Annotated in this window: 8 protein-coding genes; 5 read left to right on the plus strand and 3 right to left on the minus strand. The window is 33.2% G+C overall.

The window, feature by feature from the left end; genetic code table 11:
• Window positions 1-3: 3 nt before the first annotated feature.
• Entirely contained in the window at window positions 4-915 is a 912-nt protein-coding gene (locus RB618_RS20740) for an ATP-binding cassette domain-containing protein (protein ID WP_308070539.1), read from the minus strand.
• Window positions 916-1,021: 106 nt separating this feature from the next.
• Between RB618_RS20740 and RB618_RS20745 the strand changes: the two genes are divergently transcribed.
• Both RB618_RS20745 and RB618_RS20750 read left to right on the plus strand, forming a co-directional pair.
• On the plus strand, window positions 1,022-2,074 hold the full coding sequence (locus RB618_RS20745; RefSeq protein WP_308070540.1) for a hypothetical protein: 1,053 nt from the start codon (window positions 1,022-1,024) through the stop codon (window positions 2,072-2,074).
• A gap of 89 nt (window positions 2,075-2,163) precedes the next feature.
• A complete protein-coding gene (locus RB618_RS20750) occupies window positions 2,164-3,021 on the plus strand; it encodes an SdiA-regulated domain-containing protein (protein ID WP_308070541.1) in 858 nt (285 codons plus the stop codon).
• 139 nt (window positions 3,022-3,160) lie between these two features.
• Here RB618_RS20750 and RB618_RS20755 read toward each other — a convergent pair whose 3' ends face one another.
• Window positions 3,161-6,892: a metallophosphoesterase gene (locus tag RB618_RS20755; RefSeq protein WP_308070542.1), complete on the minus strand. Its 3,732-nt coding sequence runs from the start codon at window positions 6,890-6,892 to the stop codon at window positions 3,161-3,163.
• Window positions 6,893-6,918: 26 nt separating this feature from the next.
• Here RB618_RS20755 and RB618_RS20760 point away from each other — a divergent pair, with 26 nt between their 5' ends.
• Complete coding sequence (locus RB618_RS20760; protein ID WP_308070543.1) at window positions 6,919-8,106, plus strand: Pycsar system effector family protein; 1,188 nt, start codon at window positions 6,919-6,921, stop codon at window positions 8,104-8,106.
• A 207-nt stretch (window positions 8,107-8,313) separates the two neighbouring features.
• On the opposite strand, the gene RB618_RS20765 is transcribed toward RB618_RS20760, so the two are convergent.
• Window positions 8,314-10,683 (minus strand): GAF domain-containing protein, encoded by a 2,370-nt coding sequence (locus tag RB618_RS20765; protein ID WP_308070544.1) that lies wholly within the window; start codon window positions 10,681-10,683, stop codon window positions 8,314-8,316.
• A 227-nt stretch (window positions 10,684-10,910) separates the two neighbouring features.
• On the opposite strand from RB618_RS20765, the gene RB618_RS20770 reads away from it, so the two are divergent.
• Together RB618_RS20770 and RB618_RS20775 are read left to right on the plus strand one after the other, a co-directional pair.
• Window positions 10,911-11,663, plus strand: coding sequence for an SDR family oxidoreductase (locus tag RB618_RS20770; RefSeq protein WP_308070545.1), 753 nt, complete (start codon window positions 10,911-10,913; stop codon window positions 11,661-11,663).
• Between the two features lie 71 nt (window positions 11,664-11,734).
• Window positions 11,735-12,316: a TetR/AcrR family transcriptional regulator gene (locus RB618_RS20775; protein WP_308070546.1), complete on the plus strand. Its 582-nt coding sequence runs from the start codon at window positions 11,735-11,737 to the stop codon at window positions 12,314-12,316.
• The last annotated feature ends 62 nt before the right edge of the window (window positions 12,317-12,378 follow it).

Below are 12,378 nucleotides of genomic sequence, written 5' to 3' on the forward strand. Positions count from 1 at the left end.
GGTTTAGTTTTTTTGTGCGATGGCGTTTTTGGTTAATTCTAAAAATTGTGCTTCCAGACTGTTTTTACGTTTTACTAAATGACTTAAAACAATGTTTTTAGAAAACAAAAACTGATTTAATTCTGAAGCCGATAAATTAGAATTTAGGTAAACTAAAACTTTATCATGTTCTTCAGCAATTCTATCAACAGCAGGATGTTCTGCTAAAACAGTTTTTAAAACTAAATTATTATCGGTTTGCAGCTCAAAGAAACCTTCGTTTGAGGACATTCCATCAACAGGGCCGGAATATAAAACTTCGCCTTTTCTTAAAACAATTACCTGTGAACAAACTTTTTCTACTTCATCCAATAAATGCGAAGCAAGTAAAATAGTTGTTCCTTGCGATGCGATTTTTTTGATAATATCACGAATCTGATGAATTCCCTGCGGGTCTAATCCGTTGGTTGGTTCATCTAAAATTAAAATTTCAGGATCGTTCAAAAGCGCGGATGCAATCGCTAGACGCTGTTTCATTCCTAAAGAAAAAGTACTGAACTTGCTGTCTTTTCTTTCAATTAAACCTACTAATTCCAGTTTTTCATTGACTTTAGAATAGTTGATGTTTTTGATTTTGCAAACCAATTTTAAGTTTTGCTCGGCTGTCATGTACGGATAGAAATTGGGTCTTTCTATAATGGCGCCCACTTTTTTAAGAGCATCATGAGTTTCAACATTGCCATCAAACCAGCGATAATCGCCAGACGATTTATTGACAACATTCAATACAATTCCCAATGTAGTCGATTTTCCGCTGCCGTTTGGCCCAAGAATGCCATAAACACGACCTTTTTGTATTTGAAAAGATACATTTTTCAGAGCCTGAATTCGGCCGTATCTTTTGCTTAAATTCTCAATGGTTAATATGGTTTCCAAATTTTTCTGGTTTTAGTTTTTAGTATGACGAGCCAAGTTGATTTTTGTTACTTTAAATTCTAACTTTAAATCGTATTCCCGTAAATTTGTAATAAAGATATTCAAAATGAGCGAGCCTTTAATGGTTTTAAAAAAACCGTCTTACCCTTTAACACAGCCACTTTTAAGTTATTTAGAACGATACGAGCGTATTTCTAAAGTTTCTGTGTTTTATGATGACTTGCTTCGTTTTTCGGGTTCTATAAATGTTTACGACAAAAATGACACCGACACGCTGTGGATTCGGGTATATTATGGCGAATTTGAACGCAATGAAATTGATTTAAATCTAAAGAAAATATATTCGCTTCTACATTCTGATGGAAATAGCGAAATCATTCAATACTTGAATGTCGATGCAATTGATTATTGTACGTTTGGAAATTCAAAACCTTTTAGAATTAAAGTTCGAAATATTCTAAATGACAACTATGTTCATTTTTATATCAAAAAAGCAGATGCTTCCCGTATTTATGGATTGGAACTGGAGGATATTCTTTCGCCTGATAAAATCAACTTTCTGGTTTATAAAGACACTTTGATAGAGGAACATATTATCGGGATTCCAGGTGATGTTTTTATGGATACGCTGCTAGATAAATGCAGTGAAATGGAAAAAGCACAGATTGCCAAAGAGTTTGTCAAATTTAACGAACGCTGTATGATTCGTCTTTTGGGAGATATGCGAGCTTACAATTATGTGATTGTCCCAATTCACGATTTTGATCAGGTAGTCTATAAAATTCGTCCAATCGATTTTGACCAGCAATGTTATGAAGGAAATTTTAAAGTATATCGTCCGCAGTTTTTCAAGGAAAACTTCCCGATGATTCAATTAATCAAAGAGAAATTAGAAGAGCGTTCGATCATTCAATATAAAGATGAAGAAAGAGCTATTTTAGCAAAACGTATTCATTCTGCTGAAACGAGAATTAAAAAATTGCTGAATATTATGTGCCACGATACCATTTCAACGCAAGAACATTTACTGCAATTAAAAATGGAGTTGTACCGTTATACAAACGATATGAAATTCAAAAACGCAAAATCGATGGGACATGTTATGCATGCCGCTTTTGAGTTTATTACACGTAATTTTAAAAACACTAACTTAGTTTAAATCATTTCACCATATAAGTTATATAAGTTGAATTAAGTCAATCTTTTAAATTAACTTATATAACTTATATGGTTCAAAAAACAGTTTTTATGAAAAAATCTTTTTTAGTTATCTGTTCAATTGTTTTATTAGCTTGCCAGAAACAATCTGGTTCTGATTTACAAGAACTTTATTCGCTTCCAAAAAAATTAAAAGAAGTTTCTGGAATTACTTATTTTCCTGAAAACCAAACGCTTTATACTTTGGAAGATAGCGGAAATAAAAATGCAATTTACGCCATAGATTCTAAAGGGAAATTGGCCAAAACCATTACGATTTCTAATGCCGCAAATGTAGATTGGGAAGATATTACAAAAGATAAATCTGGAAATATTTACATTGGTGATTTTGGGAATAATGATAATGAAAGAAGAGATCTGTGTATTTATAAAGTAGCAAAAAATCAATTGAATAATGAAGTGGCTAAAACGGAATATAAAATTTCATTTTCGTATCCTGAGCAAACAGAATTTCCTCCAAAGAAAAAAGAAATGTTTTACGATGTTGAAGGTTTCTTTGAACAAGGTGGTTATTTCTATCTTTTTACCAAAAACAGGAGCAAAGGTTTTGATGGAACAGCTTTTATCTACAAAATCAAAAATGCTGCAGGAACTCAGAAAGCAGTTAAAATAGGAGAGTTTAAAACGTGCAGCAATTACAATCATTGTGTTTTGACAAGTGCCACAATAAGTCCTGATGGAAAAAAAGTAGCCTTGCTTAGCCATGATAAAGTGCTTTTGTTTAAAAACTTTAAAGGAGATTTATATCATAAAGGAACTCAAACTGAATTAAGCTTAAACCACTTCTCACAAAAAGAAGCCATCGTTTTTAAAGACAATAACACTTTACTTATAGCTGACGAAAAAACAAACAAAATAGGAGGAAAGCTCTATGAGTTCAATCTTTAAGTTGCTAAGTCAAAAAGTTAGCCACGAATTACACTAATTTCCACGAATTATATTTAAATAAAAATTAGTGTAAATTAGTGTAATTCGTGGCTATAAAAAAACTTTGTTACTTTGAGCCTTTGCAACTTTGAACCTATAGCTAGAAGCTGTAAGCTGCTCCAAAAATCAATCTTCCAATTTCGTCTGGAGATTTAAAATAAGAGATTCTTGCTGTAATCACATTTATGGCATTCAGCCAAAGTCCACCGCCGTAATCTTGGTGCCATTTTTTAGAATTTTCACCATCCAACCAAACTCTTCCGTAGTCAAAACCTCCTAAAATTCCGTAAGTAAAAGGCACAATCGTTTTGCGGATTTTTCCTATGCTTAAACGCAAATCAGAGCTTTGAGAGAAATATGAACTTCCTAAGAAACGCTCATTTCTATAACCGCGCAAATCGGTATCGCCACCTAGAGAAGCACCCTGATAGAATTCATAATTATTATTAAAAATAGCTTTTCCTTTAAAGTAAGTTGCTAAAATCAATTTTCCGTTATGATCAATTTTATGAGTAAAACCTAAGAAACTTTCCAAAGTAGGGAAATTTTTCTTTGTGTCATCTAAGTTCGTCGTCCAAGTTGCAGCAATCATAAAAGCCATTCCTAATGTTGGTTTTGCTGCAAAATCTGAATTTTTAAATTGATATTTCACTTTCAAACTTCCATAATTCTGACTATCAAATACCTCAGGATTTACAATTCCTGGAATATTAATGTATCTGTTTTCGGTATCTTCAACTGTCATTCTTTGGAAAATAGGTTGAACGCTAAACTCGCTTCCATATCTTCCTACGTGACGAATAGCCCCAGAAGCATTAAATTTTCTAATACGGACACGGTTATAATCCATTCCTAGATCATCATCGTATTGCGATTCATTTCCGTAGCCAAAATAGTTCATGGCAAAATTTGGAGTCGTATACAATGATTCCACATCAATGACCCATTTTCCTAATAAGCCAGGGAAATGCGCCGCATAATTAAACTCTAAACCACCAGTAGCAAAATAGTAGAAAGCATTAAAAATATGTCTTTGCGTGTACGGATTTTGCTTAAAATTATTAACGGTATAATTTACGTTAACTCCAACTTTTACACCATCGTCCGGATTGTATCCAATATTTGGGAGACCAGAAACTACATTATATTTAGGTTTTTCGTAATTGTAGGCATTAACATCGTAATCGTCTGTAAGCTGTGTCTGCGTTTTAGAATCAAGATTATAAGTGTTTTCTTTTGATTTGAAATCGTAAACAATAACCTTTCTTCCGTTTTCGATGTTATAAGTATCGTTATTCTGACCTCCGATCAAACGAATTTTAATACTAGATTTTTCGTTTCCTTTTACTTCAAAAACATCATTATCGTCCAGTCCGTAAATCCAAAGATTTTTGGTTTTATCATCGGTTACGTTTTTGATATATAACAATTCATCGCCTTCTTTTTTGATTCTGAAAACCTGAATTTCAATTCCTTTCTTTACATTATGATTCAAAACAAACTTGTCTTTTTTGTCTGTTCCCGCAATCATAACGGTTTTGTCTAACACATCAGAATATTCGCGAGCATATTTCTGAAGATCTTTTTTTCTGCTTTTTAGTTTTGCTTTGATTTCATCAACCGTTTCGTCTTGAACTTCTTTTGGCATATTTTTGAAAGCCAAATCGATATCTGCATCTGTCAAGTTTTCCTGAATATATTTGGCTTGCTCAACCCATTCTTTTTCTCCAGCAGTTTTTAGAAATGCCAAATCCATTGGATAAGGTTCTCTTCCAAGCCATTTTACATTAATTCTGTCGCCTTTAAAAGTTCGCATATGACGAAGAGGAGGCATATTCATTATAAGTGAAAGCAAAGCGCCATCGTATTTTACAAAAGCTTGGTCACGATCTCTTGGAATAGGTCTGTAAATTACTTTTCCATCTTCTTTGTATTCAGCCCAACGCCATTGATCACTGTGACGGTCCCAATCGCCTAAAAGGATATCAAACAAACGCGCTTTGATATATTCTTTTTCATCAACAGTGTATTTTTCGTCTTTATGAAGGTTCAGCATCATATCATCAGTTCCGATGATGTTGCTTGGTTTTCCAAAATTTTTGCCATCAAGATGATTGTCCGCAGGTCTTTCTTCAACCATATATAATTGGTCTCCAAAACTTGCATTAAATTCGCCTAAACCATTTTGCTTCGGAATATAGTATAAAACAGGATTGGTATGTCTAAGTCCAATTTGATCAGACATGCTGCCGATTGCAAAAGACGAATAAGGGTGAGAAGTCGTGTAAAAATCAAATAAGAAATCCTCAGCGTATGTCTTTTCGAATTCATTTACCACATATTGATCTTTAAAAGCTACTGACTGTAAAAATACGGTCGCACTTTTCTTCATCGCACGCATGATATATTCACGTCCTTGAGGATCAGACATTCTCAAAGAAACCGATTGATGTCCTCCGCCTTCGCGAATTGGTTTTAAGCCTCCTTTTAAAGTATCAACGGTAGCAGTTGTAGCTTCAACCGGCATACTATAATATTTCCTGTAATGCTGACCGAATAAAAATCTGTGAAATGCACCTTTTCGAGTCATTTCTGGAGAATAAATCGAAGTGGTTACTTTTGCAGGAAACTTGTTCGGAATATCTGAAGCCCAATTGATTTCTTTGGCTTTTATGATTTCGCGTTCAAAAAGCAGTTTTTCTTTGCCATTTTCATTTCCATAGAAAGAAACTTTTGCATCTCCGCTTTTAAACATAGTTAAAGTAGCATAACCATTTCCACCATATGAAAAGTCATACGGGCTAATAGCTCTAGCGGCTTCCGATTTTGATCCTGCTCCACTGATAATCTGCTGGATATTTTCTTTGCTTATATATTGCAGATTATGATCGTGACCCGAAACTACAATTACATTTTTCTGCTTTTGCAAAAGCGTTTTAATTCTTTTAGTATAAATCGTATATTGTTTGTTCTGAATATCTTGCGGATTTACGCCAGAAGTTTTTCGCAATAAATTAATAAACGAACCAATTACTGGAAGCGGAATTTTTTGCTCTAAAGGAAATAATTGTTTTTCTAATGAAAATTGTCCGCCATGAGTTCCATTACTTAATAACGGATGATGAATAGCCAAAACAACGGTTTTTTCTTGATTTTTGTTTAAAAGACCTTCTAGCTCTTCAAAAAAAGCTTCTCGGGTCTTAATTTCACAATTGTCATTTATAGTTGGGTGATCGTTCCAATCTTCAAGGAACCATTCACTATCAACAGCTATCAGAGTAGTAGTGCTGTCAATTTTTGTGTTTTCAATCGGGCAGGATTTTCTTGGAAGAAACCCTTTTTTATCGTCTAAATATTTCGCAACGAAATCAGCTTGACGTTCTAGGCCTTTGATGCCGCTATACCAATCGTGATTCCCTGGAATAACTATTGTTTTTCCTTTAAAGCCTTTCGCTAAATTTAATTGATTGGTCAATTTAGTTTCTGCTAAAGCCTTGTCTTCAGGATGTTTATCGCTCGGAAAACCTTTCGGATATATATTGTCACCCAAGAAAAGAAGTGTCGATTTCTTACTCGCTTTCTTAAGCTTTTGATGCAGAAGTTCTAACGTTTGCTGTGCCTGTTCTTCATCGGCATTTCCAGCATCGCCAACAAGAAAAAAAGTATGTGCAATTTTTATGGTATCTGTTGCGTTTTCTGTTTCGTTGGCGCTCACACTTTTTCCATATTGCGGCTTGCGTGTTGCACAGGAATAAACGATGAATAGTGTCGCTATTGCTAATAAACAGTTTTTAATCTTAGCAATAAAATGATTATCCAAAAACAATTTCATAATTTAGTGGTATAAAAATATTCTTTATGAATCTAATAGAACAATCCGAGAATTTTGTCGGTAATTTACTCAAAGATAAACTTTCTAATTTATATTCTTACCATAATTTTAATCATACTTTTACGGTTGTTACAGCAGTAAAAGAACTTTGCAAAAAAGAAGATGTAAGCGGTGAGGATAAGGAGGCGCTTTTGGTGGCTGCGTGGTTTCACGACACTGGATACATTGAAGGGTATGAAAATCATGAAAAGAAAAGCACCGAAATTGCAGCGAACTTTTTGCGCGAAAAAGGAAAATCGGAAGATTTTATTGCACTTGTTTCGAGTTTAATTCTGGCTACAGTTAAAGAGTATGAGCCTAGAACGCATCTTGAAAAAATTATTAGAGATGCAGATTATGCGCATTTAATGGGAGCTGAATATGCGACAACTTGCGAATTACTGCGTTTAGAATTAAAAAATGCTGGAATTGTAAGTTTTTCTAATGAAGAATGGACTAGAGAAAATCTTAATTTTTTATTGAATAAACACAGATTCTACACAGACTATGCCTTGAGAAAATGGCAACCTCTGAAAGAAAAAAATCTATTATTAATTCAGAAAAAAATAAATAAACAGGAATTGAAAGCCGCCGCTGCACTCGAAGAAGAAAATAAAAAAAGAGAGAAAGCTGAAAAAGCTGAAAAACCTGATCGAGGAATCGATACTTTGTTTCGTGTCACTCTCGGAAACCATACTCGTTTAAGTGGAATTGCCGATAGTAAGGCCAATATTTTATTGTCTGTAAATGCGATTATTATCTCGATTGCATTATCGTCTATTATTCCAAAACTGGATAGTCCGAAAAATGCTCATTTGGTTGTACCGACGTTTATTATGCTAATGTCGAGTGTGATCACGATTATTTTTGCGATTCTTTCGACACGTCCAAAAGTTACATCAGGATTTTTCACCAGAGATGATGTGGAAGCTAAGAAAGTGAATTTGATGTTTTTTGGAAATTTCTACAAAATGCCATTAGAAGATTATGACTGGGCAATGAACGAAATGATGAAAGACCGCGACTATTTGTACTCAACCATGATCAAAGATTTGTATTATCTGGGATTGGTTTTACAGCGAAAATATAACTTACTCCGAATTGCCTACAACTTTTTTATGTTCGGAATTATCATAACGGTAATTGCGTTTGTGATTGCTTTTAAATCTATTTAAAATCAGTGTCTAGAGAACTTTGACAAAGTTTTTTGTGCAGAAATATTTTTAAACACATAGAAACATAGTTTTTTCTTTATCTACAAAGAATAAAGAAAGTAACCAGTTTCTCACACATAGCTATGTGAATTGATGCAAGTGAAACGTCTTTTTAAGTTTCAAAATCTATGTTTCTATGTGTTTAAAAAATAAAAAAAGCTCAACTATTTAGTTGAGCTCATCTAGTAAATCTTGATAAGTTATTTTCTTAATTCCTGGATTCGAATTATTGTTGATTACTTTCACACGAATCGCTCTCAAACCAGAAACTCCCTGAAGATCTTCAATTTCAAATTGTTCTATCGATGGTTCAAGAATTTTCTTGTGCTGCAGGTATTTAATGTATTTTAAGTATTCTGCTTCTTCACTGTTTTGAGAATAAACAATTGTAATTTTCTCTTTTTCAGTAATTCTTTCGTTTGTTCCTTTAATATGCGATTTGTCAATTCGTTTTTTAACAACTTCATATCTCGCATTGTAAGTTCCGTCTACATCAAAACGTTTTTCATCCATTCTGAAACGGATAGAAAGTGCAGAGCTGAAAACCAGAATTAACGAAGTAACATCCAATTCGTACGGCAGCGATTCTTTAAGTTCATGGTGTTCTAGTTCCATTTCGCATAAAGTCTGCAATTGCCATAAACGAAGATTGTGCAGATACATAATATCGAATGGTTTTGTCGGCGAAATAGATGCTCCAATGTATAAATTATGTTCCACACCATCCGTTTTAAAACGCTCGTAATAATGCGGATAAATCTGTTGCGCTTCCACTTGTTTTCTGTCTAAAACTGTTGCCAGTCTTTTGTTAATAATGGACATAGCATTGTCAAACTTCTTCCTTTCCTGATAAAACATTCCTGTTTTTTCATCCAGACTATCAAAGTAAATTTTTTCTAATTTTTCAGATTTAGGATTGCTTTTAGTGTTTTTCAGTATCGGATGAATTTCTTCTTCGATATAGCGTTGTATATGCTGTTCGGTATCTGCTTTTAGTGGATAATCCAATTCATTTCGAAGCGACTCCAATTCAAATTTTCTTTGCTCAAGAAGAACTAGGTTTGAATTTTCTTCCTGATTATCAAAAATTTCCATAAGAGCAGTCAGTTGACTTTTCAGGTCAATTTTTACTGTTTCATTACGGTGCTCAGAAGAACCTTTAATATCAATTTGTCCATACAGCGGATACACATTTTTAAAAACAATTTCTTTAAAAATATAATCTTTCGTATGATTCATATTTTGAAAATAGTTCTGAGATTCTCTCTTGAATTTCCAATACACACTTGGGTGAATCGTAGTGTATTCACGCTGAATAATCGCCTCGATCTGATGCTGCATGTCGGTATTAACACGATCGATAGTATCGGTTAAATATGGCAGAACCAAATCTAGTTTTGTAGCATTTACACTATTTAGATCTTGTGTGTTTTGTGAAACTAATTCTACAACTCCTAATAAATGCCCGTTTTTTATAACTGGTGCAAATATACAGCTCTGTATACCTTGTGACAGTAAATGCTCACCAAGTTTTTTATTTGTTTGTTCTTCAGTGAATTTACGCACATTAGAAATAACAAAAGGTTCCTTGTTATCTAATAAATTTTCGAAAGAACATCCGAAAAAAGCATTTTTACAATCGACTTCCTGATCAGCAGAAAGCAAGAAGCTTTTCATCTGATTTTCATATTTTGCTGGTCTTATAAATTTTTCTTCCTCTGGATTATAGATAATAAATCCGACTTTTAAATTTGGAAGATTAAAGATAGACTGAAAAATATTAGAGACTTCTTGATCTGTTTCAACCGTTTTAGGCCCAGGTTTCAGAAGATTGCTTTTCAATATAGAAATAGCACTTTCTGTTGTCGCATCAAATAAAGAAACAATACCAAAACCTCTTAAAATCCAGCTTCCTTTTGGGAATTTAGATTTCCATAAATTGATATCGTTATAATTGTCAAGTAATTGATCAATATCTTCTTGAGTTAGTGGAACAGCGTTTTCGGTTGGAGTAATTTCCATGAAATCAGCATTGTACAAAATGCGATAGTGCTTTTCAATACCATTTTCATTAGGAATGTCATAGAAAAACGGCTGATTGAAATCAATATGCTGTTTGTAATAACTGCTCAAAATTAAACAGCAGTTATTGATGTAGAATTGATGGTCGCTAAAGTCACGAATTTCCATATAAAATTCGTCTCCCGCATTTTTGAGGATTTTCTTGAAACGCTCTGTATAATTAAAGGAGATATTTTGAAATGGAATTGTAACCGCCTTTATCTCGTTGTGCGTCAATGCAGTCGGAAATAAATCGGATAATATATTTTTAATTAAAGCTTCATTGTTTTTGATAACTGAATAATCCTGGATTCCAGTCCTAAGTTCCGGAATTAATTCAATTTGCTCTAAAATCGCTTTGGCATAATTTGATCTGTAATCAACGTCTGACTGTGCAATTTCTTCAAAAGATTCAATTAACTTGTGAAATGAAATTATAGTGGTAAAAGGACTTTCTTTAAAAAATTGAATATCCATCTGAGTTATTTTTTAATACAAAATTAAGCATAAATTAAGAATGTACGACATTTTGCTATTTCTTTCGTTTATAGCTAAATAGCTGATTGCCTTTAAAATAAAGACATCAAGAAGGGTAGTTTTTTGTTTTAACAAAAAATTAACATTAATAATAACGGAACGATCGTTCCGTTATTATATCTTTGTATCATAATAATTGAATAATCAATAACTTAAAAAATAATAAAATGAAAAATTTAGAAAACAAAGTAGCAATCGTGACAGGTGGAAACAGCGGAATTGGATACGCAGCAGCAGCTGATTTAGCAGCAAAAGGAGCAAAAGTAATTGTAACAGGAAGAAACAAAGAAGCTTTAGCGAAAGCTGAAACAGAATTGAATGTTACTGGAATTGTTGCAGATCAATCTGATTTAAAGTCAATTGATAATTTAGTTGAAGAAGTAAAAGCAAAATTCGGAAAAGTGGATATTTTATTCTTGAATGCTGGAATTGCAGCTTTTGCACCACTAGATTCAGCTTCAGAAGATCATTACGACAGTATTATGAATGTGAATGTAAAAGGAGTTTATTTTACAGTTCAAAAAGTGTTGCCAATTTTAAATGACGGCGGTTCAATTATATTTAATACTTCTGTAAATGCTCACGTGGGAATGCCAAATTCAAGTGTATATGCAGCGAGCAAAGCAGCGGTTTTGTCTTTAAATAAAGTTTTTGCTGTAGAATTGGCTTCAAGAAAAATTAGAGTAAACGCAGTTTCTCCTGGTCCAATTGAAACACCATTGTACGGAAAAGTTGGTTTAGAAAAAGAACAAGTAGAAGGTTTAGGATTTGCTCTAGGCGAAAAGATTTTATTGAAACGTTTTGGACAAGCTGCGGAAGTTGCCAAAACAGTTAGTTTCTTAGCTTCAGACGATGCTTCATTTATCACTGGATCTGAAATTGTGGTTGATGGTGGACTTATCGTAAATACAGTGTTATAATTTTTTTGATTAATTCAGGAACGATTGTTCCATATTTTTATATCTTTGTAAAGGATTTTAATTTGAATGTCATGGCTAGAACGAAAGAATTTAATGAAGATCAGGCTTTAGATAAAGCAATTGAGATTTTTTGGCACAAAGGTTACAACGGAACTTCTGCACAGGATTTGGTAAACCATTTGGGTTTAAGCCGTTCTAGTCTGTATGATACGTTTGGAGATAAGCAAAAGCTTTTTGTAAAGTCATTAAAACGATATCAAAAGCAAAATCTAGATAGTCTCAATGAGCTTTTTGAAAATGCTGAAAATATTAAAACTGCTTTAACCGATATATTCAAACAAGCTGTTATAGAAAGTCTTCAAGATCGAATTACAAAAGGCTGTTTTATGGTAAATTCTGCTGTAGAATTAGCAATGCATGATCCTGAAATTGCAAAAATTGTTCATGATAACCAAAAGGTAGTAGAAGACATTTTTTGTAATGCTGTAAAAAAAGGGCAGGACTTAAGTCAGATTTCTGATAGACAAGATGCGAGATCACTAGCGCGCTTTATCTTTAATAATTATTCTGGAATTCGAGTTTTGGCTCGTGCCGGTGAAAAAGATAAACAAGTTTATGACGATATTTTAAGATCGATTTTCGCTTTATTTTAGAAAATCAGTTTTAATAAAAAAAGGCAATTACATTTGTAATTGCCTTTTTTTGTATTAAGTAA

Origin of the sequence: Flavobacterium sp. LHD-85 (assembly GCF_030929595.1) — a bacterium.
In the GTDB taxonomy this organism is placed as follows: domain Bacteria; phylum Bacteroidota; class Bacteroidia; order Flavobacteriales; family Flavobacteriaceae; genus Flavobacterium.